This window comes from Caproicibacterium sp. NSD3, from assembly GCF_053613275.1.
The window spans coordinates 142,785-169,188 of record NZ_CM132119.1 but is presented as its reverse complement, the minus strand read 5'-3'; the positions used below and the strand labels follow the sequence as shown (position 1 = coordinate 169,188).

The window sequence follows — 26,404 nt, the reverse complement described above, 5'->3', positions numbered from 1 at the left end:
ATCCCGGTAAAAAGGAGGCTTCTACTATGAGATTCTGGAAACGTACCATTCCTCTGCTGATCGTGACAGGACTTTTTCTTTCGATCTGCGGCTGTTCGGACAATAAAAAATCATCTCAGTCCATCGAAACCATTCGAATCGGCATCGCTGCCTATCGTATGGATGACGCTTTTATTTCCTCACTCTGTGATAATATGGAACAGTATGCTAAAAAACAGGAGTCTCTTTTGGGAAAGAAAATTATTCTTACCATCGCGGATGGAAAAGACAATCAGTCCATTCAAAACGATCAAGTTGATAACTTTATCAACCAGGCCTACAATGTAATCTGTGTAAACGAAGTAGACCGCACAGTCTCGGCAGTCATCATTGATAAAGCCCAGCGTGCCAATATTCCGATTATCTTTTTTAATCGTGAACCGGTTCAAGAGGATCTGCAAATGTGGAATAAAGCCTATTATGTAGGCACCGATGCCAAGCAGTCCGGCATGCTGCAGGGACAAATGGTTTTAGATGCTCTTAAAAGAAACCCTTCCATCGACAAAAACGGCGACGGGAAGCTGCAGTACGTCATGCTGGAAGGAGAACCTGTTCATCAGGATTCCGTTTTGAGAACCGAGTATTCTGTAAAATCCATCACAGACGGCGGCGTTCCTATGGAAAAGCTCGCAAACGCTTCTGCAAACTGGCAGCGCAATCAGGCTTCTTCCAAGATGCAGCAATGGTTGGACAGTGGCTTAGGCGATCAGATTGAAGTCGTTATCTCCAATAATGACGATATGGCGCTGGGCGCAATCGAGGCACTCAAGAAGAAGAATCTTTTGTATTCAAACGGCGGGCCTCTGGTGGTAGGAATTGATGCAATTGAACCGGCTTTGGATGCCATTCGGGATGGATCTCTTTATGGGACCATTAAAAATGACGCCGACGCACAAGCTGAAACCATTGTCGGAATGGCTTGTATCCTTTCAGCCGACGGCGATCCTTCTCAGTCTTATCCGGTTACAGATGGGCAGTATGTGCGTCTTCCCCATTCCATTATAACCGCTCAAAATTTAGAATCTAATACGCCATCTTCCTCAGTTGGTTGAACTTGTAAAAATCATTCAAGTATGATAAGATAAGATAATATAAAAATTTTATAAAAAGGTGGGAGTACAGATGAAAATTCAGGAATCCGGAGAAAACTATCTGGAAACCATTCTGATCCTTCAGGAACGTACCGGAAATGTTCATTCTGTCGATATTGCACGAGAGATGAATTTTTCGAAGCCAAGCGTCTGTAGAGCGGTTTCAGTTCTTCGAAAAGCGGGGCACTTGACAATGGCAGAAGACGGACAGATTACCCTGACCAGCTCCGGTGAAAAAATTGCAGATAATATTTATGCGCGGCATCGTTTTTTAACTAATTTTTTGATCTCCATCGATGTAACTCCCGATGTTGCTGCAGCCGATGCCTGCCGAATTGAACATGATATCAGTGAAGAAACCTTTGCACGTCTGCGAGAACATTTTTCGCAAAAATAAAGAGTCACTAAATTTTTGCATATTTCTTTTTAACATCACAAATCCCCCAACCGTAGTTTTATTTTTCTACGATTGGGGGATTTGTTTATTTTCTTTTACAGCATCGAAGAAAGTACGGAAGCCTTTGTTACAATTCCCAAAAGTCTGCCATCCTCTCCTAAAACGGCAAGCGGATATTTTGCCTTAGCAGCTACCGGCATAATATCGCTAATCAAAGTATCCGGTGTTGTCGTCTCTACATCATGAAGCTGTACCTCTGCAAGAGAAAGACTCTCTCGAATGCTTCTGACTGCACCCTCGATATTAACAATTCCCTGCAATTTAATTTCATGATCAACCACATACGCAGTAGAAGTTCCGTTCCTTTTCATTTCCTGAATTGCAAACTGCGGGCTGTCTTTCAGCCGCACAACGCAGGAGGGAGTTATCATGATATGCTTTACCGTAAGGACTTTTGTCTTATCGGCACTGCCAATAAATTGGCGAACATAGTCATCTGCCGGATGAGCGCTCATTTCCTCCGGTGTTCCAATCTGAATCAACCGGCCATCGCGCATAATCGCGATCTGATCTCCAAGTTTAAACGCTTCATTGATATCGTGCGTGATAAAAATGACCGTCTTTTTGAGTTTGCGCTGAATTGATAAAAGCTCAAACTGCATATCTTTTCGAACCAATGGGTCCAAAGCGGAAAACGGTTCGTCCATTAAAAGGACTTCCGGGTCATTCGCTAGCGCACGGGCAATTCCAACACGCTGCTTCATGCCGCCCGAAAGATCATTGATAGAGGAATGCTCCAGCCCCTTTAATCCGACCATCTCGATCATTTCGGCAGCCTTGCGTTCTCTCTCTATCCGAGGAACCCCTTTCACTTCCAATCCATAGGCAACGTTTCCCATCACATCCCGGTGTGACATCAGTCCAAAATTTTGAAACACCATTGAAATTTTATCCCGACGATAACGAAGCAAATCATTTTTCCCAAACTGATCGATTTTACTGTCTTCAAAAATCACTTCACCGGAAGTAGGCTTATGAAGCATATTGAGCGTTCTGACCAGTGTGGATTTTCCGGACCCGGAGAGGCCGATAATGACAAAAATGCTGTTCTTTTTGACCGAAAAACTAACATCCCACAAAGCCAGCGTCACGCCAGTCTTTTCAAAGATTTCATCTTTTCCGACGCCAGCCTCCGCCATTTTGGCAGCTTCCTGCTTATTTGCTCCATAGAGTTTCGTCAGATGGCTAACCCGAAGCATGTTTTCTTGGTTTTGAGATTCTTCCATATGGTTTTCCAAAAACTCTAAATTATTGGCCATCTGTTTTTTTCTCCCCTTTCTTGAGCATTCCCTGCGTCATACGATCCATCAAGATTGCAATGATAACAACCGCACTGCCTGCCAGCAAGCCACGTCCAATCTCAATCCGGTTGACACTGATCAAAACTTCCATTCCGAGTCCGGAAGCCCCGATCATCGAACAGGTGACCACCATGGACATCGCCATCATAAGTGTCTGGTTGACACCGGTTAAAATGGTTGGCATTGCCTGCGGGATCTGCACTTTCCACAAAGTCTGCATCCGGGTAGAGCCAAACGATCTTGCTGCCTCCACCACTTCGGGATCAACCTGTCGGATTCCGTGGCTAGTCAGTCTAATGACCGGCACAATCGCATAAACCAAGGTTGCAATAACTGCCGGCGCTTTTCCCAATCCAAAGAACAGGACCGCCGGAATCAAATAAACGAAGACCGGCATGGTCTGCATCGTATCCAGAATTGGCCGAACAATTCGATTGGCACGGTCGCTGCCCGAAATTAAAACTCCGATCGGCAGCCCCAGCAAAAGTGAAATGAGTACAGAAGCGATTACAATGGAAAGCGTCTCATACATCATATCCCACAATCCGATCATGCCAATCACTGAGAGCAAGACTGCATATAAAATACCGGTACGAATCTTATGGTTCATTTTCCAGCCGGCGACAAATACCAAGGCCAGCATCAGCCACCATGGAATAATCGAAAGAATTCCGGAAATGGCAGAAATCAAGCTGTTAATTCCGTTCTTCTGTGCATTAAAGAAACCAGCACTCGACGATGCAAATGATTTGACCGAAGTGTCAAAAGAGTTAACATCGATCGGAAGCTGAAATGGAAATTCCAAGAAATAATTTTTCTTTTTCTCTGCCAGTCCCAGTGAAGCCTTTACCTCTTCCGCTTTGTCTGGATCCTGTACCCATTGGTCAATCAAATTCTGATGCTCCGTTAAAAACCATTTAGCAGTATCAGTATAACTGACGCCAGGGTTGTCCTGCATATGAGCAAGCGCCTCGTTAATCAGTGCGCTTGAAGTACGGTAACGTTTTAAGAAGGAACAGTAGTCTGCATTGTTTGGGTTATTTGCAAACGAATTGCTTGTGGCAATCGTTACATCAACGGATGGGCAGGCGGTACGTCCTTCTTTATAGCTCGCAGCATCTGTATAGGGAACATCCCCCAAAAGCACCATATCAAGCTTTCCCAAAAGCCATGTGGGACTCCAATAATAGCCGACAATGGGCTCTCCCTTCTGGTAAGCAGAAGTAAATGCTGCCGAAAGCGCCGAATCCGAACCGGGCTGAAAATAATTATACGTAGAATCAAGTCCATTAAATGAAACCTTTTTCTTCATGATCTCATTTACTTCCCACCCGGGAATTGCCCCATAAATTCTGCCCTTAGAAGGGTCTTCGGGGTCTTTAAAAAGGCTCGCATACTTCTTGAGGTCCTGCACCGTTTTTAAATCCGGCGCCATAGGTTCAATCCCGCGCGAGGCGTCGCCCTCGATCACATAGCGCGGCACATAGAACCCCTGAATATTATCATCAAAATTTGTTCCCATCTCCTGCAAGAGACCGGCTTTTAAATCAGTCGCATAGCTTTGAATATTATCGGTCCACTCTTCCATGTTCACATCAATCTCACCTTTTGTGAGTGCCTCATGCATAATCGGTGTAGAACCGGAAGTTTCCGACCATGTATATCCATACCCGGACTGCGCAATCAAACCCGCGACCGCATCGTTAAAACGGACACTGTCCCAGCCAACATCTGCAAATTTAATTTCTCCCTTGCTGCTGGAGGAATTACCGCATCCAGTAAATTGCACACAAATTCCCACCGCCAAAATAGCAGTCAACAGTACCGACAGCACTCTCTTCATTTTTTCTCCTCCTTTTAAAAAAATTAAATAATATTGTTTAATTATACCATAAATTTTTGTCTGAATATTGTTTTCCATCTTTATTTAAAAATTGTTCAAAATTAGAAGTTTTAAAACAATCTTGTACCTTTTTGAGAAGACGCGTATAATCAGTTTATCGAAAGGAAGAGGTCAAAAATGGAAATTGAGCGAAAATTTTTAATGGAACAAAAGCCTCAGGGACTTCCGATTTTAGAACAAGCAGTTATTTATCAGGGCTATCTTTGCACAAAGCCGACTGTCCGCATTCGAAAAAAACAAGTTGCGAATAACGCCCCTACCTTTCGGCTTTGCATTAAAGGCAAGGGCACTTTGTGCCGCACCGAAGTGGAAACTGATCTTACAAAGCAGCAGTTTACCGAGCTTTGTGAACTCCTTTCGCGCGAAATGGTAAGAAAAGATTACACCGTCTATGCGCTGTCTCAAGGAAAAAGGCTGGAATACAGCGTGGTCGATTCTGGAAAGCCAACTTCTTTCTGCTACGCAGAAGTAGAATTTTCTTCAAAAGAGGAGGCAAACGCATTTATTCCGCCTGAATTTTTAGGGCGAGAGGTCACCGAAGTTTCCGGCTTCACCATGTCGGACTACTGGGAAAAGACTTCAAAATCATCTGACAAAGACTAAAAAAGTAAAAAAAAGCGTGTGCCAAAACCGACACACGCTTTTCTAAGGTTTTTTACTTTTTCATGATTAAAAATTCATCTTGTTCATCGCAAGGCCGGTAATCAGCTTCGGATAAAAATAAGTGGATTTTTGGGGCATTTTTTCTCCGGCAGCCGCTACGTCACGAATCTCCGTTACACGGGTAGGATTCATCAAAAACGCACACTGACTCTTTTTCTGCCGCACGCTTTCAAGCGCTTCATCCAGATCACGGGTATAAGACAGATTGATCTGCTTTGCCATATTTTCCTTGTCAATTCCAAGATACTTTTCAAGGATCATCGTATGGAGCACTGCAACATCGAGTTCCTGACTTGCCTTGGATTTTTCCGGCAGATAAGTTTTCATCACGGCAGGGTCTTTTAAAACAAGCAGATTCCAGCTTTCGCCGCCGCAGTAACAAGCAAACGCTTTTTCGCCCTTCTGATAGCATTCGTTTAACGCTGACTGAATCTTGTCGGTCCCCTCATAAGAGGTCACCCGAAATTCCTGCTCACAGTCCTTCAGGAGCTTTTTCTCATCAAATTTCGGAAGGCCATGGATCAAACGATGGGTTGGGAAGACGACCAGCCCTTCATTCTCCATATCTACCAGCATCATCATGCAATAATCCGGTTCCGGTGAAATCACACCCTGTTCCCGGCACCAGTTGCGGAAATTGAGCGCTGTCTCATAGCGGTGATGACCATCTGCAATATAAAGTTTTCTCATAGAAAAATCATCGCAGATTGCCTCGATTGCCACCGGGTCATTCACAATCCACATCCGATGTGTCACGTTTCCATCAGAAAATTCATACCGCGGCGTATCCTTAGAAAGCGCATCGATCCTGGCTTTTGTTTTGTGCTGTTCATCCATATAAAGCGAATAAATTTGGCTAAAATTACAGTGCGTTGCTTTCATCAGATGAAAGCGATCCTCTTTTGCCTTGCTGAGCGTCTCCTCATGCGGCAAAATAACGCCTTTATCAAATTCAATCAGTTTAACCCGACAGATCAGGCCCTTAATTTTCTTTGTTTCGCCGTAAGCTTTAAACTCTTCCTCATAAATATAAATTCCCGGCTGAGTATCCTCGCGGAGGATGCCGTCTTTGAGCCAGGTATCAAGCGTACGTCCGGCCTCTCCATAAGGATCTTCGCCTTTGGGCAGTTCCAGACGAATCACATTTTTTGGATTTTCGTCAAGATAGGCTTTTCGCTGCTCTTCACTGATGATATCATAAGGTGGACAGGTTAATTCCGCAATTTCTCCTGCCTTATCTGTATAGCGAAGTGCTCGAAATGGTTTGATAATTGCCATACACTGTAACCCTCCTACTGTTTTTTGAACTTTTATATACTCTATTTTAAACGGTGACACTGTTTCCGTCAAGCAAAACCCAACTTTAGGAATCACGGAATCTTCACGTAATGTTCAGATAGTATTTTTATAATAGAAATTAATCTGTGTCCGAAACTTTTATAAAGCTTCTCCACATCAAAAAGGAGTGAATTCCAGATTGATTAACGTCAGTCACCTTTCCAAACGATACGGCCTTTTTACGGCCCTCGACGATATCACCTTTTCAGTGGAAGGCAGCGGTGTCGTCGGCTTTTTAGGTCCAAATGGTGCAGGAAAATCCACCACCATGAATATTTTGACCGGATACCTTTCTGCAACCGACGGGACAGTCCTTATCGGGGGCCACAATATTCTGGACGAACCCAACCAGGCAAAATCGCTGATTGGATATCTACCGGAAATGCCCCCGCTCTATATGGATATGACCGTGCGCGAATATCTCAGCTTTATCTTTGACCTCAAAAAGATTCGCATGCCAAAAGAAGAACATATTGAAAAAATCTGCAAAGAGTCGGGTATCTCGGATGTCTCCTCCCGGCTGATTGCCAACCTTTCCAAAGGATATCGTCAGCGGGTAGGGCTTGCACAAGCACTGCTTGGTGACCCTCCTCTCTTAATTCTGGACGAACCCACCGTCGGGCTTGACCCAAAGCAAATTATTGAGATTCGAAATTTCATTAAAGAGCTTGGAAAAGAACACACCGTATTGCTTTCTTCCCATATTCTCCCGGAAATTGAAGCGACCTGCTCTCGGATTCTCGTCATCAATCACGGGCGCCTCGTCGCTGACGGAAATCCGGAATCACTTTGTGAAAATATGGAAGAGCCCCATTTACAGCTGATTCTACAAGCGCCGCGTGACGAAGCGCTCTCCGCTTTACGAAAGCTGCCTTCCATAAAGGTAGCGGTCTGCTCCGAACGTCGGGAAAACGGCACTTGCCTTTTCTCGATCGACGAAAAAGAGGACGCCCGCAGAGAAATTTTTTCTCTCTGCAAAGAGCAGGACTGGCCTATTTTGGAGCTTCATTCTCATGAACAGAGTCTGGAGCAAGTCTTTTTGCGCCTGACAAGCGGTGAGTATGATGATGGGCATCTGCTGCCCAAAAATGATTCTCCATCTGTATCTTCTGCGGATGCTTCTGCCGACTCTAAAGAAGGGAGTGATCAAGAATGAAAGCGATTTTTAAAAGGGAACTCAATTCCTATTTTCATTCTCCGATTGCCTATGTCTGTATCGGCGTTTTGTTGGCGCTCTATGGATTTTTCTATTACAACGTCCTGCTTTTGCAGACTTCTACTTATATCTCCAGTGTATACAGCTCCATGTTTCTTTTTAACATGCTGGTCATTCCGATCATTACGATGCGGAGTTTTAGTGAAGAGCGAAAAAATAAAACCGATCAGGCACTCTTAACAGCACCGGTCGGCACCTATGCAATCGCTTTCGGAAAATTTTTGGCAGCATTATTGGTGTTTGCCGTTTCTCTAGTGGGGTCTCTGATTCCCGCGTTCGTAATCGGTATTTTTTCATCGCCTAACTGGGCAATTATCTTTGGTAACGTTCTTGGCACCCTTTTCTATGGCGCCGCCATGATTGCTATCAGTATGTTTTTCTCTTCGCTGACCGAAAATCAGATTGTTGCCGCCATCAGTTCGATGGGGATTGCAGTCTTTTTAATGGTAATCGATCAAATTGGTTCGATTGTCAGCAATCCGGTCGTTACTCAGATTATCAACTGGATTTCCTTTAATACCCGCTATAAAACATTTACTTCCGGCGTCTTTGACCTCTCTTCACTGGTCTTTTTCCTGTCGGTCGCTGCGGCTTTTCTCTTCCTGACGGCACGTCGTCTCGAAGGCCGCCGCTGGAACTAAGGAGGTGTACTCGATGAAAAGTACAAAAGATCCTCAGGAAAAAGCTGTTCAAAAGGCAGCTAAAAAAGCGAAAAAAGAAGCGGTCAAGGCTCAAAAGAAGGCCTTTCACAAGCCTTTAAAAGAGACTTTGCGCTCTCCGAAATTCCGCCACGGCACCGCCGCCAATGTATTTACCGCGGGACTTCTTATCGTTTTGGTATTGGTGAATGTTTTTGTCAGCATGCTTGTTCAAAAGTATCCCAGCCTCAATTTAGATATGACAACAGGCGGGCTCAATTCTCTAAGCGACACCACAAAAGATGTGGTGAAAAACGTTTCTCAGGAGACCGATATTTATATTCTGGCTTCAGAAGCTCAGGTAAAAGGCGACCAGATTCTCTCAAACTATGGCATCAAGTACAGCCAAGTTGCAAATCTCTGCGCCAAGATGGCTGAGATGAATCCCAATATCAAGATTTCGTATAAAGATCTCGACACCGACCCCAGTTTTGCTTCCGGATATTCCAGCGAAAAGCTTTCCGCTGGAGACATCATCATCAAAACCCCCAGCCGATATCGTCATATCGCTTATACCGACTTATTTAACATCAGCTCTGACTACACCGGTTCTACCGCCATTTATTCTCTGGTTGATTCCACATTAGCAAGTGCAATCAACAACGTAAACGCGAATACTCTTCCCATTGTTGCCTTTGATACAGGCCACCAGGAGCAGCTGGACACTACCGCAATGGGAAAGATCCTTGCCGGCAGCAATTTTGAAACAAAATCTTTTAGCCTTTTAACAGATGCCATTCCAGATAATACTCAATTAATTATTCTTGCTACCCCTTCAAATGATCTGACGGCGGATGAAGTCGAGAAGCTGGAATCTTATCTGAAAGATTCTTCCCGTGCTGTCGACCGCGGCCTTGCGGTGACATTCTACCCCAATCAATCCGCGATGCCGAATCTGACGGCTCTCCTGAAAGAATGGGGCATTGAGCCGCAGCGCAACTATGTTGCCGAAAGCAATTCGCAAAAATATTTGAGTCAGGATCCGACCTATCTTCTGGCACAAGCGCAAAGCAGTGTAGCACTTAACAGCAACCATTCCTACAACCTTTTGATTGCTCCTGCAAGCGTTCCTTTTAATCTGCTTTTCTCCGAACAAAATGGAATCAAAACGTATTCTCTATTGAAAACTTCATCTACCTGTTATGCGCTGAGTATGGATCAACAGGCAACCGGTGAAGAGAAAAACAATCAGCAGGCATTCGATATTGCCGTTCTCGCGCAGAGCACCGTTTCTTCCAATGGAAACGATTATCACGCAAATGTGGTAGCTCTGGGCAGTTCGCCCTTCTTTGTGGATGGAATTGTCAACTCCAGTACCTTTAATAATTCGACCTGGACCGCTGATCTTGCCCGCTACATGACCGGCAGCAATGACAGCGGCACGATCCCCACAAAATCTGTGCAAACGAACACCTTGGATATTTCGATTCCTACCGGTGCAATTAATTTCTTGGGAGTCGGTGTCTTTACCTTCCTGATCCCAATGTGCTTTGCAGTCGCCGGAATTGTGATTTACCGCAAGAGGAGGCGTCTATAAGTGAAACCTTCCCCCAAAAACAAATTTGTGATTCTGGGAATTTGGGCGGTGATTTTGATTGCTGTAATTGCCGCTCTGAATTTTTCAGGGAACAGTTCGGGCAGTTCTGCTTCCTCCTCTGTTTCCACAACCGAGATTTCGCTTTTGAATCAAGGACTCACCAATCTAACGCAGATAGAAGTACAAAATTCCAACGGCAGCTATACGTTAGTCCGTGACGAATCAGCAACCGAAGCAGCACAGTCCTCGTCTTCCGGGGGCAGCACCGATCCTGTCTTTACAATCAAAGAGCTCTCTGGTTATGATCTTGATTCTACCGCTGTAAAAGCAGCGGCACAAAACGGCTGTGCGCTCTCCGCCTCTAAAGCAATCGATATCTCTTCCGGCTCTTCTGGCACTTCCGGATTTGGTCTGGAAAATCCGCAGGCAACCATGAAAATGACTTATGAGGACGGATCGACCGCCACCCTTCTGATTGGCGGACAGCCTCCGCTTTCGGAATCCAGTCGATATGTACAGCTTGAGGGCAGTGATACAATTTACATTGCCGGAATCGAAGATGCCATCCTTGGGGATAAATCGATCTTCCTTTCAAAACAGCTTACAAATCTTACTTCTTCATCAAGTTCCGTCTCCGTCCAAAAGCTAAGTCTTAAAAACAAGAACAGCACGATTGAAATTTTGCCTACTTCCTCTGGGGATGGTTACACTGTGAATGGGCAGCCGGGCGATCACGATAAAATCGCCGCACTCGGCAATCAACTAGGCGACACTTCTGCTGTCAGCGTTACCTTAATGAATCCCACAAAAGATCAGCTGAAAAGCTATGGCCTTGATTCCCCTTCCTCCGTTGTTTCCTTTACAATTAACGGCGAAAGTCACACCTTCAAAATCGGGAATCTCGCCGACAGCCGCTATGCTTTGATGATGGACGACCGACCGGTTATCTATCAGCTTTCTGCTAGTGGAGCTTCTTGGATTAACGCTTCTGCTTTGACCTATCGGCAACTAAATCCAATTTCTCAAAAACGAGAAGACACCGCTTCTTTAAAAGCGGAAGGAAACGGCTCTGTCTATCATTTCTCTGCAAACCGTGAAATTGATGAAAACAGCTCTACGGAAGATAATTCCACTTATAAGTACACCTATTCTTTAAATGGAACCACACTTTCGAGCAGTGACAATTATCTTTCTTTCTGGAGCAGTTTTCAGAATCTGAAAATTACTGATGAAGGATCCGCTGTTTCTGGGACGCCGGAATGGACTTTCACGCTAACCGGATATGACGGCAGCAAAACCATTTATACTTTTTATAAAGCTTCCGATCTACAGGAAACAATTGCAATAAACGGCACTGTTTTTGGAAACTTAGACCGTTCTGATTTTACCCCTGTAATCGAAGCGCTTACCTCCTGCAAATAAAAAATAAAAAAGACACTCTCCCAGCTGTAATCAATAGGAGAATGTCTTTTTTTATTCTGTTTTTTTGTTGATAAACTTTGCACGAAATTTTCCATACAGAATAGTCTGTTCGGAATAAAGTCCGGTATAGCCGGACAGCATGTACGAAATTGCACACGCAAGGAAGAAATACGGTGCGGTATCATATCCAAAAAGAGAACAGCTTAAAAACAAAGCTGTAATTGGGCAGTTGACTACGCCGCAAAATAGGCAAACCAGACCGACTGCCGCACCAATTCCTGGATCAATCCCTAAAAGGCCGCCCATCCAGCATCCGAAGGTTGCACCAATATAAAAACTTGGCACAATTTCGCCGCCTTTAAATCCTGCACCTAAGGTGAGCCCTGTCAGAATAATTTTTAATAGAAACGCTTCCGGTCTGACCTCACCGCCGATCGCACGCTCAATAATATCGCCGCCGGCTCCCTCATAGTCATGCACGCCCGTCAAAAGCGTCACCAAAATGACAAGAACTCCTCCGACTGCTACTCGGATATACGGGTTTGGAAAAAAGCGCTGATAAAGCTTTCCAAAGAGACGAAGCGTTCTGCAAAATATGATTGCAACCAAAGCACAAAGTCCTGCAAGGACCGCAATCTGCAACGCCGGAAGCAAACTTATCCCATGCTCTGACGCATTCAGTACAAAATGAGTCGGAATCGCACCAAAGCTCTCTGCAATTCCAGACGCCAGCAAGCAGGAAATACAAACCGGAACCAAAGCCGAATAATACATCACGCCAACGCTGGTCACTTCCAGCGCAAAAACAGCCGCAACGACCGGCATCCCAAACAACGCCGCAAACACAGAGCCCATCCCGCACATGGTTACCACATGCAGCGCATCCTCGTCCAACTTCATCAGGCGCCCCAGTCGATAACCTAAGCTGCCGCCAATTTGCAGGGCAGCGCCTTCTCTTCCGGCAGAACCGCCAAATAAGTGGGTGATACAGGTCGAAATAAAAATCAGCGATGCCATTTTAGCAGGCAATGGTTCTTTTGCCCGAATCGCCAGCAGAACCAAATTCGTACCGCGGCTTTTTTTAATTCCACAGGAACGATACAGCCAAACGATCAGAAGACCGCCAACCGGCAAAAAATACAGCAGCCATTCATGCGCGGTTCTTGTATTTGTACACCATTTGAGTGCATAGTAAAAAAGGGTTCCGACTAAACCGCCAATTACCACTCCAATAATCGCACTTAAAAATACCCAACGAAAAAAGATGGTCAAATATTCTTTGATCTGATGAACCTTTTTTTTCAGATGTTCTTTATGCTCCTCGCTAATCTGCAAAAACTCGCATCCCCTTTAATAAGTTCTAAATTTATTATAGAGTAGCCTCTCTTAAAAAACAAGTATTCCACATAGATCCTTTTCATTTGGCATTTTCTGATAAAAAAAGGCGGAATCTTTTTAAAACAAAAGATTCCGCCTTTTTTATACAAATAAAATTTAAATTAACCTACGTTGTTGATTATCTCGTAGATGATTAAAATTGTGCTGAGGGCGTTTTCCGGGCTGATAGAAATAAACAAACTTGATAGAGAAAATATCGCAGGTGATAAAGAAATCGGACTGATCATCATAAATGGTGATAAAAGTACGGCCTACATGAACAAGCACTCCCTGCTTACGCATAATTAGATCGGTTCCAATCAAAAACTCGCCAACGATGTATTCCCCGATGTTTTCAGAAAGTGTCTTTTGCAACGTCCCGCGCATCTCTTCCGAGTCAAATTTTTCATTGGGCGGCAGATAAAATCGGTTATTTTGGAGCAATTCCTTTATACTTTCGCTGGAGCCTTGATGCCAATCATATTGTTCTACTTGTTTCTGACGGCTGCTGCCGGCGACTTGGCTAGACTGGTTATTATTTGTCGTATTAGCCATAGAGAGTGCCTCCTTTAGGTTGTTGCATAAACAGGTGTCGGATTATAAAAGCAATGATTGCCGATACGGATTGCAAATCTTCCAACATTTGAGGGGAAGTTGGCCTTACAGACCGGACTATATGGATTAAAATACCACAGCGCAAATCCAAGACTATTCAATCGGTTTCCTGCAATTGCCCAATCCGCAATATTATAATGGACACCGGTTGGACGCATATTATAAATATTTTGCAGATTCTGCGCCCCGTAAAGGGTTTCGCGCACACAGACAAATTGTCCTTTTTCATAAACTACTGCCCGAATCGTATGTAAGCTTGCATATTCTCCATAGGTGATTTGCACCCGGTTCATTACGATACAAGCAACCGCTTTCATCCCGGTTTCTCCTTCACCGCCGGCTTCGCACTCAATGATTCGTGCCAAAATTTCCCGATCGGAAAATGCCATTCACTTTTCCCCCTTTCAAAAAGCTCCTTTTATTCTTATGCGAATTCTTTCCCTCTCTATGCGTGTCCCAACAACATCAACCAATAAAAAAGTCCCTTTCATACAGCCATTTTCATCACACAAAAAAGCGGTGCAGCTTTCACTGCACCGCTTCTAATAGAAAAAAGTTTTTTGCAACCGTTTTCTATTCATCTAAATTGTCAAGTACTACACAGCCTGCTTTTCTAGTCGCATTTAAATCGATCACTCGCTGATTGCTGCTGCCGCGAAACTGCAGGGAAAGATCCATCTGTTCCTTAATAAAGGGGCCATCAATCAGATAATCTGAAAGAGCAAGCAGCTGATCCGTCCAGTAATCTTTTTTGGCTAACAGCTCTTCATAAGTCCAGCCGGAAAAGACGGTCAGGTCAAGATTCGTCTCCTCTTTGATCTTTTTGGCCAAATAAGAAAGTGCCTCTGCCTGACAAAATGGTTCTCCGCCGGAAAAAGTAACGCCCCGCAGCAGCGGATTTTCCTTCATCTCACTGAGGAATCTTTCAGGAGACTCCAGAGTACCGCCCTCAAACGAATGAGTCTGTGGATTATGGCAGCCGGGACAGTGGTGAGGACACCCCTGCACAAAAATCACATAGCGAAATCCTCGCCCATCTACAATCGATTCCGGTTCTACACCAGCTAAGCGAATCAGATTATTTGAGTCCATGCTTTACTCGATCACGCTCTTCTGCAAGTTTTGCATCGTTCCAACGGTCAAGCGTTCCCACAAGATATCCCGTAATCCTGCGAATCCGCTCAAATCCAACGCCCTCTCCTACTTCTTTGACTGCTTCTGTTTGTGTTGTTCCAGTCATCGTAATTTCCTCCTTTAAAAATATAAAAATTTAATTATTTGGTCTATTAACGTCCATCGCAGCCGCAGCCCGGAATAATCGGCATATCCGGATATTTCTTGCGCAGTTCCTTAAGACGTTCGACACTGACCGGCTCTCCTTCACGGCGGCCACAGCGCGGACAAACATTATCAATGACACCATTATACCCGCAAATTGGGTCGCGGTCTACAGGGTGATTGACGCTGCCATAACCGACTCCCGATTCCTTCATGCAGCGAATCACCGATTCAAAAGCATCCAGATTCTTGCAAGTATCGCCGTCCAGTTCAACATAAGAGATATGTCCCGCATTCGTCATCGCATGATAGGGGGCCTCGGTTTGAATCTTTTTAAAAGCGCTGATCGGATAATAAACCGGCACATGAAAACTGTTGGTATAATATTCCCGATCGGTAACGCCCGGAATCACTCCGTATTTCACCTTATCAATCTTCACAAATCTTCCGGAAAGTCCCTCGGCCGGCGTTGCAAGAAGTGTAAAATTCAGATGCGTTTTCTCGCTTTCCTCATCCATGCGCTGCCTCATATGGGAAATAATCTTTAGTCCCATCTTCTGGCTCTCCGCACTCTCTCCGTGATGTTTTCCGGTAAGAGCGACCAACGCTTCTGCCAGCCCAATAAAGCCTATCGAAAGTGTTCCATGCTTTAAAACTTCCGCAACACTATCCTCAGGGCCAAGCTTTTCGGAATCCAGCCAAAGTCCCTGTCCCATCAGGAACGGATAATGGTAAACTTTTTTGCTGCACTGAATTTGAAAGCGGTGCAGCAGCTGGCGAATCACGAGATCAATCCGCTGATCCAAAATCTCAAAGAACTTCTTTTCGCTGCCCTTTGATTCAATTCCGATTCTCGGCAGATTGATACTGGTAAAGCTTAGGTTTCCTCTTCCGCAGGTGACTTCCTTTGTGCGGTCATGCACATTTCCCATCACACGGGTACGGCAGCCCATATAAGCCACTTCGCTGTCATAGCTTCCATCGTAATACTGAAGGTTAAAAGGAGCATCCAGAAAACTGAAATTGGGGAACAGGCGCTTTGCACTGCATTTCATTGATTCCCGGAAAAGATCGTAATTGGGGTCGCCTTTGGAATAATTGACACCGTCTTTTACCTTAAAAATCTGCACTGGAAAAATCGGAGTCTCACCGGCGCCAAGTCCCGCCTCAGTTGCTTTGAGCAAATTTTTCATGACCATCCGTCCTTCGGGACTTATATCTGTTCCGTAATTCAGGCTGGAGAACGGTACCTGTGCACCCGCACGGGAATTCATGGTATTGAGGTTATGGATCAATGCTTCCATCGCCTGATAAGTCGCCCGATCCGTATCAGACAACGCGGATTTTGCTGCAAAAGCGTTTGCTTTTTTGGCTTCCTCCTCAGAAATTTTCTGGAATCCATTCTCTTCCTGATGGCGCGGCAAATAATCACAAAGTGCTTTCTCCATTTTTTCTTCGTTGCTCATAGAAATCGTTCCCGTAAGATTCTTTTTCAAATCTTCAACAAGGAGCTGCGCATCCTGCTGATTCATCCCAAAAGCAATTTCAAAATAATCTTTCAACGCATAGAAATAAGATTTTCGGTATGTTTTAGCAACACCAGGCGCCATTGAATAATCAAAATTCGGAACAGATTGTCCACCGTGCATCTCGTTCTGGTTTGCCTGAATCGCAATGCAGGCAAGTGCCGCATAGGAACGAATATCGTTCGGCTCCCGCAGATTGCCGTGTCCGGTGCAAAATCCGTTCTTAAAAAGCTTCAGAAGATCGATCTGGCAGCAGGTCTCGGTCAGCATATAGAAATCTTCATCGTGGATATGAATGTCCCCATTCATATGTGCTGCAGCGATATCTTTTGGCAAAATATAATTATTGACAAAGTATTTACTGCCCTCACTGCCGTATTTAAGCATTGTCCCCATGGCTGTATCTGCATCGATATTCGCGTTTTCACGCTTGATATCCGCATCTTTCGCATCCTGAAAAGTCAGCTGCCGATAAATATTCATCAAATCCCCTTCAGCCTGACGAATCTTTGTGTGCTCCGCCCGATAAAGGATGTATGCTTTTGCCGTTTGCGCATAATCTGCCTTGATTAACTTTTCCTCTACTAAATCCTGAATTTTTTCTACACTTGGTATTCCTTTTTCAGAAAGCGAATTGAGTACCGAAGCAGTTAATGCATCCAATGCCTTGGAAGTCATTGTTTCTGATGGCACTGTATCATTCGCTTTTTTGATTGCCGTACGGATTTTATCCGCATTAAAAGCTACTTTGGTCCCATTCCTCTTAATAATTTCCTTGACCATTTCCCGAAAATCTCCTCTCCTATTTCATCTGTACTAGTTTGTATTTTAGCACTGCTTTTTTAGGAAGTCAAGTGGTTGAATACTTTATATTGACATGTTTTTATTTATAAATCTATATGTTGTGCTATTTACAAATGGGAGCAACTAATAGAAAGCCCATTCAAACGGGATCTTTTAACACATTAAAAAAGCCGCAAACGCTCTTGATTAGCGCCTGCGGGTTTTAATGAGGATTGTTTTTAAAAAGTTTTTGCCCATTCTGCCATCTGCTGAGCGGCAGGAAGAGCTCCTTTTGCGGAGGGACTCAGCCGATACTCAACCTTTGGCGGAATCTCCTGGTATTGTCTGCGTTCGATTAGCCCATCTGCAGTCAACTCACGCAGACTTTGACTGAGCATCATATCCGTAATACCGGAGACTGTATTTTTGATTTCCCCATAGCGCAAGGCGTCTTGTGCGGAACTTTCCAGTGCCAAAAGAATGCGAAGCTTCCACTTTCCTCCGACTTTTGAAAGGGCCAGTGCCAAAAGGGAATCTGCATTATCCGCAGTTTCCGAAACTTTTTCCTCTTCTTTAGGAGAAACAGCCGGTTGCTTTTCCTGCTGTACCGCCTGCTTTTTTAGGTCTTTGGAAGATTTAGAAGGAGCCGTTTCTTCCCGGCTGCGCTTTTTCTTTTTTTCTTTATCTTTTTTCATAATATGATCCTTCTCCTTATAATCTTCATTAAGTTTCTAAAATCACTCGGACTGGGAACTCTGCAAAATTGCTTTTTCTTCTCTTTTTTTCTCTGCCTGCACTGCAGAAAAGACACAGCCACAATAGTTTTGCCGGTAAAGATGATATTCCTTCGAAAGTGCAATACTTCGGCTGTATCCTCCGCGCTTTTTAAAGTCACTAAAAAGATAAGGAATTCCAATTTTTTCGCTGAGCTCTTTTCCGATTGCATTTAGAGCTTGTGCGTCTTTATATGGGCTGATCGAAAGGGTCGTCGTAAAATAATCGAATCCGTTTTCTTTTGCGACCTGTGCCGCCTGGAGCAAACGCAGACGATAACATTTATGGCACCGTTCGCCGCCCTCCGGAAGATTTTCCATCCCTTTTGCCATTTCAAAAAAGCGTTCCGGATCATAAGGGCCTTCTAAAAATTCCACAGGGCTCGAAAACGGCATCTCCTTTAATAGACGTTTTACTTCCCGCACCCGTTTTTCATACTCCTCTTTTGGAGAAATATTCGGATTATAATAATAAAGCGTAATCGCAAAATAGCGGCTGAGATATTCCAGAACATAACTGCTGCAGGGAGCACAGCATCCATGAAGAAGCAGCTTTTTTCTGCCATTTAAGTTCTGCAAGGTTCGATCCAGAACCAACTGATAATTTTCTTTTGGTGCCAAAATCAATCCCTCTATTCTGAAATGATCCGGCCTCTCTCCAAAAAGGTTCGGAAAAATCGGCTTTATTTTTGTTTTGCGATCTGAATTCCAAGTTCGTTCAGTTGCTTTTGATCGACTTCGGTAGGTGCTTCCGACATCAGTTCTGCCGAAGAAGCGACCTTCGGGAACGCAATCACGTCACGAATAGAATCGCAGTTCAGCATCAGCATCACAAGGCGGTCAAGCCCAAAGGCCATACCACCGTGCGGGGGCGCTCCATAGCGGAACGCATCAATCAAGAATCCAAATCGGCGCTGTGCTTCTTCCGGTGTAAATCCAAGCGCTTTAAACATGCGGCGCTGCAGTTCGGAATCATTGATTCTGATAGAACCACCACCAACTTCATTGCCGTTCAAAACCATATCATAAGCTAATGCGCGCACCGAGCCGGGATCACTTTCGAGCCGGTCAAGATCCTCTGGATTCGGCATCGTAAACGGATGGTGCATTGCCATAAATCTTCCCTCTTCTTCGCTGTACTCAAAGAGTGGAAAATCAGTAATCCACAAAAGGCATGGCTTGCTGTCATCGATCAGGTTAAATCTGTGCGCAAGTTCACAGCGCAAAGCACCCAATGTATCAAAGACAACTTTGTTTTTCGGGTCGGCAACAAAGAACAGTACATCTCCGGGCTGTGCATCCATCTTTTTACGCAGCGCTTCGACTTCTTCTGCCTTCAAAAACTTTTCAAAGCTGCTTGTCTCTTTTTCAGCAAGGCGAGTCCATGCAAGGCCCTTTGCCCCATAAGACTTTACCCATTCGCCCAGCTTATCAATCTCTTTGCGGGAAAGCGCCTGTGCCTGTCCCTTCAGATTGATTCCGCGGACACTTCCGGTCTTTAGTGCGCCGGAGAATACTTTAAATTCCGTATCTTTCAGACACTCACTCACATCGGTTAGTTGCATCCCGAAACGCAGGTCCGGCTTGTCGGAGCCAAAACGCTCCATTCCTTCCTGCCATGTCATTCTGTGCAGCGGCAGCGGGATTTCGATGCCAAGGATCTCGCGGTAAACTTTCTCGATAAAGCCCTCTGCAATCCCCATGACATCTTCCTGATTGACAAAGCTCATCTCAAAGTCGATCTGCGTAAATTCCGGCTGACGGTCTGCACGCAGATCTTCATCGCGGAAACAGCGGGCAATTTGCATATAGCGGTCAAATCCTGAAAGCATTAAAAGCTGTTTATAAAGCTGCGGACTCTGCGGCAATGCAAAGAAATTGCCGGGGAACATCCGGGAAGGAACCAGATAATCTCTCGCGCCTTCCGGTGTGGATTTAATCAGGTCCGGCGTTTCAATCTCAACAAAGCCGTTCTCATCATAATAATCGTGTGCAACTTTAACAATCCGATGACGGCCGATAATCTTCTTCTGCATATCCGGACGGCGCAAATCCAAATAACGATATTTTAGGCGAGTATCTTCTTTTACATTGGAATTTTCTTCGATCGCAAAAGGCGGCGTCTCACTCTTTGAAAAGATACGCAGCTCCTGCACTTCTAATTCCACATCGCCGGTAGAAATCTCTTTGTTTTTGCTGGTCCGCTCTCGTACAACACCAACTGCCGCCAACACATATTCTGCACGCACGGAAAATGCTTTTTCAAATACATTTCGGTCACAGCTTTCATCAAAAGCCAGCTGTAAAATACCGGTGCGATCTCTTAAATCAATAAAAATCAGTTGTCCCAGATCGCGCTGACGCTGACACCAGCCGCAAACCGTAATTTTTTTTCCAACATCACTCAGGCGTACTTCACCGCAGTAGCAGCTTCGTTTTAAGCCTGTCATAAATTCTGCCATGGTTCATAAACCTCCAAGATTTCAGGCCTTTTTTTAAAAGTCCTGCATTTCTAAATCATTTTTTATTATAGCACAGCCGTCTTCAGAAAGGAATCAACTTTTCAAAATTCTGCTTTCATCCACTCTGTTTTTTTAAAATTTTGTATACATTTTAAAAGACTGTATGTTATAATAAATATGTTCATGTAGAGATTCAAAAAAAATTAAAAGAGGAGGAGCACCAAGTGGACATCTATGACCGAAGCGCCCAAAATGACGATGACGTTCCTTTATGGACGACCATTTTAGCCCGATTGATTTTTTAATGAATCATCGGCTTTGGTGTTCGTTTTAAATAAGGACTCGTTATGGCTGTGCGCAACTTTTAAAAAGTGATTTGCGTTCGGCTATTTTTTCGTTGTTTGGGGTTCTCTGTCTCTTTACTTAAAAAGCGAAGGAGGGACCTCCCATATGGACAATTCCAACAATGAAGAACTCAAAAATCAGCTTCTGGAATTTTTAAATCAGCGCAACTTTGCAGCTGTACGCAAACTGCTCGACGATATGAACGAAGTGGATATCGCCGAACTATTGGAAAAGTTGCCGGCCGAAAAATCGATTGTTGCATTCCGTACCCTGCCAAAAGAGGTAGCGGCCGAAGTCTTTTCCAATCTGGAATCGGATACCCAGCAATATTTAGTAGAATCGATTACCGACCAGGAGCTGCACGAAATCTTAGAAGATCTTTCGGTTGATGATGCAGTGGATATGGTCGAAGAACTGCCGGCCAACATGGTCAAACGTGTTTTAAAAGTTGCTTCTAAAGATACCCGCACGCTGATCAACAAATTCTTACAGTATCCGGAAAATTCCGCCGGCAGCATTATGACCGCCGAATTTATGGATCTGCAGCGGAATATGACAGTCAAAGATTCCATCCGCAAAATTCGCCGTACGGGAGAAGATAGTGAGACTATTTATACCTGCTATGTGATTGATGATCAGCGAATCCTGCAGGGAATCGTCACTGTAAAAGATTTATTGCTTTCAAACGACGACTGTCCGATAGAAGAACTGATGGACAAAGATATCATCAAAGCTACTACGACAGACGATCGAGAAAATATTGCCAACAATTTTAGTAAATACGACCTTCTTTCCATGCCGGTAGTCGATAAAGAAAATCGTCTCGTCGGCATTATCACCGTTGATGATGCGATGGACGTTATGGAGCAAGAGGCTACCGAAGATATACAGGTCATGGGTGCTATGGCGCCGGAAGAGACGCCCTATCTCAAGACCGGCGTTTTTCGGCTCGCTAAAAACCGAATCGTATGGCTTTTAATTCTGATGATCTCCGGGATGATCAACGGATCCATTCTTAATAACTATGAGGCTTCATTTTCGGCAATGCCGATTTTGGTTTCCTTTATTCCGATGCTCACCGATACCGGCGGCAATGCCGGCAGCCAGTCGAGTACCATCGTCATTCGCAGTATGGCGCTGGGAGAAATCCAGATGCATGACTTCTGGAAAGTCTTTTGGAAAGAAATTCGAGTCAGTGTTATGGTAGGCATCGTCTTAAGTGCTGTAAACTTTGTTCGTTTGATCATTCTTTATCCTGATCGGCCCTTAATTGCACTGACCATATCCCTTTCCATGATCTGCACCGTTATCATGGCAAAATCCATTGGCGGCGTACTGCCGATGATTGCAAAGGCACTACATATGGACCCCGCTTTGATGGCGGCACCGCTCATTACGACGATTGTGGATGCGGTTTCCCTGATTATCTATTTCTCTATCGCAGCGCAGCTTCTTCATGTGTAAAAATCATCTGCTACTTCTTATTAAAACGGCACCGGAAAAAATTCCGATGCCGTTTTTTATTTCTGATCATGATAAATATTTTTTAAGGCGTTCCATGTTATTTTCTTCAAATTTTCTCAAACGCTCCATTAAACTTTTTACTTCTGGTGAAACTCCGCTTTCATATTTTTTGAGATTCTTGATCGCATCAATCACACCCATATTGCTGCCGATCACGAGCATTTCGGCAATATGAGACGCCGAACGATCGGTCAGGGTCTCCAGATTCACCATTAGATAAGTGCGAACCTTTTCAAAAGAACCCAGACCTTTTTCCTCTTTTCCGTGGCTTTCGAGAAGCTCTCTTGCCTCTTTGTGAATCGAATCATATTCCCGTTTCTGCCCTTCGAGCTGTTTCTGAAATTCCGAAGAGTTTTTCACCATGGGAATCAGTTGCCCCAGCGTCTCTACTCCCATCTGTGAATTCTGATAAATAAAGTTCAGCAGTTCCGCGTCCCCATTCATATCGCTTTCACGCTCCTTTTTTCTGTAAAGTTCCCGTTTGGAGCGTTCTTTATACAAAAAAGCCGAAACATTTGTCTATTAAGTAAGTTGTTTCAGCTTTTTATTTTTTATTCTATTTAATCAATCGACTTTAAAGATTCCACCATATTAATTCGTTTCAGTTTTCGATTCATAACCAGATCAACAATCACAGAGAACAGCAATGTTAAGAGAGCACTATAGAGGAAGCTTTGCGGTGCAATCTCGCGGCCAAACATCACCACATCTATTTCTACCGTTGTAATGACATAAGCGTGCATCAAAATTCCCAAAAGCAGCCCTGCGCCACACCCCAGAATCGTCAGCCAACTGGTTTCTCGATAAATATAAGCACTGACTTCACGATCATAGAACCCCAGAACTTTAATGGTAGCAAGTTCCCGCTGCCGCTCGGTAATATTGATATTGGTCAGATTATAAAGGACGATAAACGCCAGCATTCCGGCACAGAAAATCAAAACCAAAATAATATTATTCAGCGATTCAATCATCTTTTCAAATGCTTTTGTCGTATCCCTCAAAAACGTAACAATAGAAATTCCATCGCTATTTAAAAGCTCGTCGCTATATGCTTTCTGCGCAGCACTATCCGGGGCATTCGCCTCAATACACAATTCATTATATTGAGGCTGATCTCCTGTGACAGATTCATAAAGCACCGGATCAATGTAAAGGAAATGATAAAGATAGTTTTCCGTAATGCCGGTCACTGTAAACGAAACTTCTTTTCCCTCATTATTTTTAATGATCACTTTTCCGCCCACAGAGACACCCAACTGACCGGCGGCCTTTTCAGTAAGGACAACGCTATTGCTGCCAAAAGGCACTTGCTCATGGGTTTTTCTCAAACGCAGATTCACAAAGCTCGGAAGTTCATCCGCTGTTTCCGGTACAAAAAGATATCCGGAAATACTCTTTCTGCTTTCGTTATCAATATCGATATTGCGGCGCTCATCTTTCATCCAACCGGAAGTCTTTTGGGGATCTTCCAAAACTTTTTTTGCTTCTTCAGAAACGTTTCCATCTTTCAGATGAGCTACCACATTGTAGGAATAAAGAACATTGTACTGATTCGTAATAATGTCGGAAATGCTGTCTTTAATTCCATATCCGGTCAAAAGAAGCCCCGTCGCGCCGGCAATTCCAACAATCGTCATAATCAGACGGCGTTTATAGCGAAACATATTCCGTGCAGTCACTTTGCTGGTAAATTTCATACGGCGCCAAATCGGGTGGATCCGCTCGAGAAGGATTCGCTTTCCGGGTGCCGGTGCTTTTGGCAGCATCAGAGATGCTGGGGATTCTTTCAGGGAAGAAACCACTGCAAAAACAGTCGCCCCTAGAGAAGTTCCCAGAGAAGCAAAAAAGCCGATCGCCGTATATTTGAGGTTAAATTCCAAAATTGCAGGCGGTGCAATATAGATCAGGCGATAGCTATTCCAACAAATCGGCGGCAAAACATACATTCCTAAAGGAATCCCCACTGCACAGCCTGCAACTCCTGCAACTCCCGCATAGAACAGATATTTTTTCAGGATCGTATGCTTAGAATATCCCAAAGAAAAATAGGTTCCGATCAAGACCCGCTCCTCTTCTACCATACGGGTCATTGTCGTGAGTGCGACCAGCGCTGCAACTAAAAAGAACAGAACCGGAAACACGCTGGAAATTGAATCCATTCGGTCTGCATCGCTTTCAAAGCTGGCAAAGCCAAGGTTCTTATGGCGGTCAAGAATATACCATGTAGGCGCTTTCAGTTCGTCTAATTTTGCTTTCCCGTCGTCGAGTTCCTGCTTGGCATTTAAAAGCTTTTCTTCTGCCTCTTTTTTTGCATCGTCATAGGATTTCTGTCCATCAGAAAGCGTGTTTTTGGCTTCTTCCAGCTGCTGTCTTCCCTGTGCCAAACGTGTTTCATTTGTAGAAATCTCTTCTGCAGCGCTGTCAAGTTTTTCTTTTGCCGCAGCAAGCTGTTCCCGACCGAAATCCACTTTCTGCTGATTCGCAGCAATCTCCGCCTCAGCGGAAGTGATTGCTTCTTGTCCCTCTAAAATTTGTTGCTCCGCAGAAGTCAGCTGCTCTTTCATCGAATCAAGCTGCGGAGAAAGTTCATTTGCCTGCGCAAGAAGTCCCCCCAGATTTTGCAGTTCGGAATTTGCGGCGGTTATCCCGTCATTCACCTGCTGCAGCCCGCTTTCTGCCTGAGAAAGTCCTGCATTTACCTGATCGAGTTGATTTTGCAGGTTTGTTTTTTGAGCTTCGTAATCAGGAGCTTTTGGATCCAGCGCATTTATCTGTGCGTTAAGCGTTTCTGCCTGGGCTTTTAATCCCGCAACTTGAGCTTCCAAAGGTTTCTGTTTTGCGGCCAGATCATTTACTGTCTGCTGCGCCTGTGAAATGCCGGCTTTTAGCTGCGGAATACTTTGCACCAACTGCTCTGCCTGAGAGAGTTGATCTTTTCCTTCTTCCAGCTTTTTCTCTGCATCCTCTAACTGCTGCTTTTTTTCGGCAAGGGCCGTTTTACCTGCATCAATTTGGTCCTGCGCAGCATTTAACTGTGGAGTTGTCTCTGCTGCTTTTTCCTGATAAGCTGCAAGACCGCTCTCATATTTCCGCTTCCCTTCAGCAAGCTTCGCTTCTCCGTCTTCCAGCGTCCGCTCATTTTCTGCAATCTGCGCCGCTCCATCCAAAAGCTTCTGCTGTGCTTCATTTAACTGCGCATCCGTATCCGCCTTTGCATCATCATATTTTGTCTGGGCATCAGAAAGCTTCTGTTCCGCGTCTGCTTTCACTTCCTGCAAGCGATCATCCTGCCGCGACTCCCGAATGTCCTCCAGGCGATCACTTACCGCGCCGACAATCTCATCATACCGATCTGAAAAAGTGCTGACTGAATCTGCACCTTTCACTTTGAGATAGAGCGTCGAATAAGCACTGCTTTTAAAATCTTCCGGCAAAATAAAGGCATAGCGGTCAAGCTGACCATTTCCGATGGTCGTAGTCCCGACTGAAAAACTGACATAATATGAGGAATCCACATAGCCGACCACTGTAAACGTATCTGTCTTCAAGGTATCCGAAAGCCCGCCTGTACAAGACTGCATCGTAATTGTCGAGCCAATTCCGATACTATTCTTAATGTCTTTCCCTTTTTCGACAACACATTCTCCGCTATTCTGCGGCCAGCGTCCTTCCACCAAAGTCGGACGGTTCATCGATTCTGTCGACGTATCTTCCGCCCCCAACGGCGGGAGCGCATGAATTCTAATCGTAATATCTTTCTGATCTACCGTGGTGACGGCATCGGTATAATAGGTCGGCATTACTGCCTCAACGCCTTCGACCTGAGAAACAGCTTCCACATCCGAATCCGAAAATCCCATAGTGGACAAAAGCTGAAGATCCATCAGGTTGCCGTCTTTCATATATTGGTCAACAGTTCTGCGCATATCCGGTGCTGTTGACCGCAAGCCGGCATAAAATCCCGCACCCAACGCTACGATTAGCAAGATCGCAAAGAATCGGCCCTTTGACCGTGAAATTGAACGGCGGATTTCAGTTCTGAAAGCTTTCATC

General features: G+C 44.6%; 21 protein-coding genes and 1 pseudogene. 8 read left to right on the top strand and 14 right to left on the bottom strand.

Going from position 1 to position 26,404, the window contains the following annotated elements; translation table 11 throughout:
- Positions 1 to 26 precede the first annotated feature (26 nt).
- Both ACVS9P_RS00835 and ACVS9P_RS00830 read left to right on the top strand, forming a co-directional pair.
- Positions 27 to 1,091 carry a galactose ABC transporter substrate-binding protein gene (locus ACVS9P_RS00835; RefSeq protein ID WP_452103762.1) on the top strand — a complete coding sequence of 355 codons (1,065 nt, stop codon included), beginning with the start codon at positions 27 to 29 and terminating at the stop codon, positions 1,089 to 1,091.
- 70 nt (positions 1,092 to 1,161) lie between these two features.
- The gene (locus tag ACVS9P_RS00830) at positions 1,162 to 1,527 is read left to right on the top strand and encodes a metal-dependent transcriptional regulator (protein WP_452103761.1); all 366 of its coding nucleotides are present in this window, start codon (positions 1,162 to 1,164) and stop codon (positions 1,525 to 1,527) included.
- 95 nt (positions 1,528 to 1,622) lie between these two features.
- Here the strand turns inward: ACVS9P_RS00830 and ACVS9P_RS00825 are convergent, their stop codons facing one another.
- Both ACVS9P_RS00825 and ACVS9P_RS00820 read right to left on the bottom strand, forming a co-directional pair.
- Complete coding sequence (locus ACVS9P_RS00825; RefSeq protein WP_452103760.1) at positions 1,623 to 2,846, bottom strand: quaternary amine ABC transporter ATP-binding protein; 1,224 nt, start codon at positions 2,844 to 2,846, stop codon at positions 1,623 to 1,625.
- Entirely contained in the window at positions 2,836 to 4,731 is a 1,896-nt protein-coding gene (locus ACVS9P_RS00820; protein ID WP_452103759.1) for a glycine betaine ABC transporter substrate-binding protein, read from the bottom strand. Before ACVS9P_RS00820 ends, ACVS9P_RS00825 begins: the two co-directional genes overlap by 11 nt.
- Positions 4,732 to 4,908: 177 nt before the next feature.
- Here ACVS9P_RS00820 and ACVS9P_RS00815 point away from each other — a divergent pair, with 177 nt between their 5' ends.
- On the top strand, positions 4,909 to 5,394 hold the full coding sequence (locus ACVS9P_RS00815) for a hypothetical protein (protein WP_452103758.1): 486 nt from the start codon (positions 4,909 to 4,911) through the stop codon (positions 5,392 to 5,394).
- A gap of 66 nt (positions 5,395 to 5,460) precedes the next feature.
- Here the strand turns inward: ACVS9P_RS00815 and ACVS9P_RS00810 are convergent, their stop codons facing one another.
- The gene (locus ACVS9P_RS00810; protein ID WP_452103757.1) at positions 5,461 to 6,732 is read right to left on the bottom strand and encodes a DUF1015 domain-containing protein; all 1,272 of its coding nucleotides are present in this window, start codon (positions 6,730 to 6,732) and stop codon (positions 5,461 to 5,463) included.
- Positions 6,733 to 6,931: 199 nt separating this feature from the next.
- Between ACVS9P_RS00810 and ACVS9P_RS00805 the strand changes: the two genes are divergently transcribed.
- The 4 genes from ACVS9P_RS00805 to ACVS9P_RS00790 are packed head-to-tail and all read left to right on the top strand — an operon-like array spanning position 6,932 to position 11,665.
- Complete coding sequence (locus ACVS9P_RS00805) at positions 6,932 to 7,948, top strand: ATP-binding cassette domain-containing protein (RefSeq protein WP_452103756.1); 1,017 nt, start codon at positions 6,932 to 6,934, stop codon at positions 7,946 to 7,948.
- Complete coding sequence (locus ACVS9P_RS00800) at positions 7,945 to 8,649, top strand: ABC transporter permease subunit (RefSeq protein WP_452103755.1); 705 nt, start codon at positions 7,945 to 7,947, stop codon at positions 8,647 to 8,649. The genes ACVS9P_RS00805 and ACVS9P_RS00800 overlap by 4 nt, the downstream gene beginning before the upstream one ends.
- Positions 8,650 to 8,662: 13 nt before the next feature.
- Positions 8,663 to 10,243, top strand: a complete 1,581-nt coding sequence (locus ACVS9P_RS00795) for a Gldg family protein (protein ID WP_452103754.1) — start codon at positions 8,663 to 8,665, stop codon at positions 10,241 to 10,243.
- Positions 10,244 to 11,665 carry a DUF4340 domain-containing protein gene (locus ACVS9P_RS00790; RefSeq protein ID WP_452103753.1) on the top strand — a complete coding sequence of 474 codons (1,422 nt, stop codon included), beginning with the start codon at positions 10,244 to 10,246 and terminating at the stop codon, positions 11,663 to 11,665. It begins immediately after the preceding gene.
- A gap of 51 nt (positions 11,666 to 11,716) precedes the next feature.
- Here the strand turns inward: ACVS9P_RS00790 and ACVS9P_RS00785 are convergent, their stop codons facing one another.
- The 9 genes and pseudogenes from ACVS9P_RS00785 to aspS form a co-directional block, all read right to left on the bottom strand.
- Positions 11,717 to 13,000: a chloride channel protein gene (locus ACVS9P_RS00785; RefSeq protein WP_452103752.1), complete on the bottom strand. Its 1,284-nt coding sequence runs from the start codon at positions 12,998 to 13,000 to the stop codon at positions 11,717 to 11,719.
- Positions 13,001 to 13,159: 159 nt separating this feature from the next.
- Entirely contained in the window at positions 13,160 to 13,597 is a 438-nt protein-coding gene (locus ACVS9P_RS00780) for a hypothetical protein (RefSeq protein ID WP_452103751.1), read from the bottom strand.
- Between the two features lie 14 nt (positions 13,598 to 13,611).
- Complete coding sequence (locus ACVS9P_RS00775) at positions 13,612 to 14,046, bottom strand: cell wall hydrolase (protein WP_452103750.1); 435 nt, start codon at positions 14,044 to 14,046, stop codon at positions 13,612 to 13,614.
- A gap of 184 nt (positions 14,047 to 14,230) precedes the next feature.
- Positions 14,231 to 14,749 carry an anaerobic ribonucleoside-triphosphate reductase activating protein gene (gene nrdG / locus ACVS9P_RS00770; RefSeq protein ID WP_452103749.1) on the bottom strand — a complete coding sequence of 173 codons (519 nt, stop codon included), beginning with the start codon at positions 14,747 to 14,749 and terminating at the stop codon, positions 14,231 to 14,233.
- Positions 14,736 to 14,855, bottom strand: a pseudogene (nrdD, locus tag ACVS9P_RS00765) (anaerobic ribonucleoside-triphosphate reductase); the annotation flags it as partial. The pseudogene nrdD and the gene nrdG, both read right to left, overlap by 14 nt.
- A gap of 88 nt (positions 14,856 to 14,943) precedes the next feature.
- Positions 14,944 to 17,244: an anaerobic ribonucleoside triphosphate reductase gene (locus ACVS9P_RS00760; protein ID WP_452103748.1), complete on the bottom strand. Its 2,301-nt coding sequence runs from the start codon at positions 17,242 to 17,244 to the stop codon at positions 14,944 to 14,946.
- Between the two features lie 239 nt (positions 17,245 to 17,483).
- On the bottom strand, positions 17,484 to 17,939 hold the full coding sequence (locus tag ACVS9P_RS00755) for a winged helix-turn-helix transcriptional regulator (protein WP_452103747.1): 456 nt from the start codon (positions 17,937 to 17,939) through the stop codon (positions 17,484 to 17,486).
- Between the two features lie 42 nt (positions 17,940 to 17,981).
- The gene (locus ACVS9P_RS00750; RefSeq protein ID WP_452103746.1) at positions 17,982 to 18,638 is read right to left on the bottom strand and encodes an epoxyqueuosine reductase QueH; all 657 of its coding nucleotides are present in this window, start codon (positions 18,636 to 18,638) and stop codon (positions 17,982 to 17,984) included.
- Between the two features lie 62 nt (positions 18,639 to 18,700).
- Positions 18,701 to 20,479 carry an aspartate--tRNA ligase gene (gene aspS, locus ACVS9P_RS00745; RefSeq protein ID WP_452103745.1) on the bottom strand — a complete coding sequence of 593 codons (1,779 nt, stop codon included), beginning with the start codon at positions 20,477 to 20,479 and terminating at the stop codon, positions 18,701 to 18,703.
- 450 nt (positions 20,480 to 20,929) lie between these two features.
- Here aspS and mgtE point away from each other — a divergent pair, with 450 nt between their 5' ends.
- Positions 20,930 to 22,288 carry a magnesium transporter gene (gene mgtE, locus ACVS9P_RS00740; RefSeq protein WP_452103744.1) on the top strand — a complete coding sequence of 453 codons (1,359 nt, stop codon included), beginning with the start codon at positions 20,930 to 20,932 and terminating at the stop codon, positions 22,286 to 22,288.
- A gap of 66 nt (positions 22,289 to 22,354) precedes the next feature.
- Here the strand turns inward: mgtE and ACVS9P_RS00735 are convergent, their stop codons facing one another.
- Complete coding sequence (locus ACVS9P_RS00735; RefSeq protein ID WP_452103743.1) at positions 22,355 to 22,792, bottom strand: hypothetical protein; 438 nt, start codon at positions 22,790 to 22,792, stop codon at positions 22,355 to 22,357.
- Positions 22,793 to 22,908: 116 nt separating this feature from the next.
- The gene (locus ACVS9P_RS00730; RefSeq protein ID WP_452103742.1) at positions 22,909 to 26,403 is read right to left on the bottom strand and encodes an FtsX-like permease family protein; all 3,495 of its coding nucleotides are present in this window, start codon (positions 26,401 to 26,403) and stop codon (positions 22,909 to 22,911) included.
- Between the last annotated feature and the right edge of the window lies 1 nt (position 26,404).

Bases quoted from the DNA above. Each gene is read 5' to 3' on its own strand.
- ACVS9P_RS00835 (WP_452103762.1), top strand. From the start codon at position 27: ATGAGATTCTGGAAACGTACCATTCCTCTGCTGATCGTGACAGGACTT.
- ACVS9P_RS00830 (WP_452103761.1), top strand. From the start codon at position 1,162: ATGAAAATTCAGGAATCCGGAGAAAACTATCTGGAAACCATTCTGATC.
- ACVS9P_RS00825 (WP_452103760.1), bottom strand. From the start codon at position 2,846: ATGGCCAATAATTTAGAGTTTTTGGAAAACCATATGGAAGAATCTCAA.
- ACVS9P_RS00820 (WP_452103759.1), bottom strand. From the start codon at position 4,731: ATGAAGAGAGTGCTGTCGGTACTGTTGACTGCTATTTTGGCGGTGGGA.
- ACVS9P_RS00815 (WP_452103758.1), top strand. From the start codon at position 4,909: ATGGAAATTGAGCGAAAATTTTTAATGGAACAAAAGCCTCAGGGACTT.
- ACVS9P_RS00810 (WP_452103757.1), bottom strand. From the start codon at position 6,732: ATGGCAATTATCAAACCATTTCGAGCACTTCGCTATACAGATAAGGCA.
- ACVS9P_RS00800 (WP_452103755.1), top strand. From the start codon at position 7,945: ATGAAAGCGATTTTTAAAAGGGAACTCAATTCCTATTTTCATTCTCCG.
- ACVS9P_RS00795 (WP_452103754.1), top strand. From the start codon at position 8,663: ATGAAAAGTACAAAAGATCCTCAGGAAAAAGCTGTTCAAAAGGCAGCT.
- ACVS9P_RS00780 (WP_452103751.1), bottom strand. From the start codon at position 13,597: ATGGCTAATACGACAAATAATAACCAGTCTAGCCAAGTCGCCGGCAGC.
- ACVS9P_RS00775 (WP_452103750.1), bottom strand. From the start codon at position 14,046: ATGGCATTTTCCGATCGGGAAATTTTGGCACGAATCATTGAGTGCGAA.
- nrdG (WP_452103749.1), bottom strand. From the start codon at position 14,749: ATGGACTCAAATAATCTGATTCGCTTAGCTGGTGTAGAACCGGAATCG.
- ACVS9P_RS00760 (WP_452103748.1), bottom strand. From the start codon at position 17,244: ATGGTCAAGGAAATTATTAAGAGGAATGGGACCAAAGTAGCTTTTAAT.
- ACVS9P_RS00755 (WP_452103747.1), bottom strand. From the start codon at position 17,939: ATGAAAAAAGATAAAGAAAAAAAGAAAAAGCGCAGCCGGGAAGAAACG.
- aspS (WP_452103745.1), bottom strand. From the start codon at position 20,479: ATGGCAGAATTTATGACAGGCTTAAAACGAAGCTGCTACTGCGGTGAA.
- mgtE (WP_452103744.1), top strand. From the start codon at position 20,930: ATGGACAATTCCAACAATGAAGAACTCAAAAATCAGCTTCTGGAATTT.
- ACVS9P_RS00735 (WP_452103743.1), bottom strand. From the start codon at position 22,792: ATGAATGGGGACGCGGAACTGCTGAACTTTATTTATCAGAATTCACAG.
- ACVS9P_RS00730 (WP_452103742.1), bottom strand. From the start codon at position 26,403: ATGAAAGCTTTCAGAACTGAAATCCGCCGTTCAATTTCACGGTCAAAG.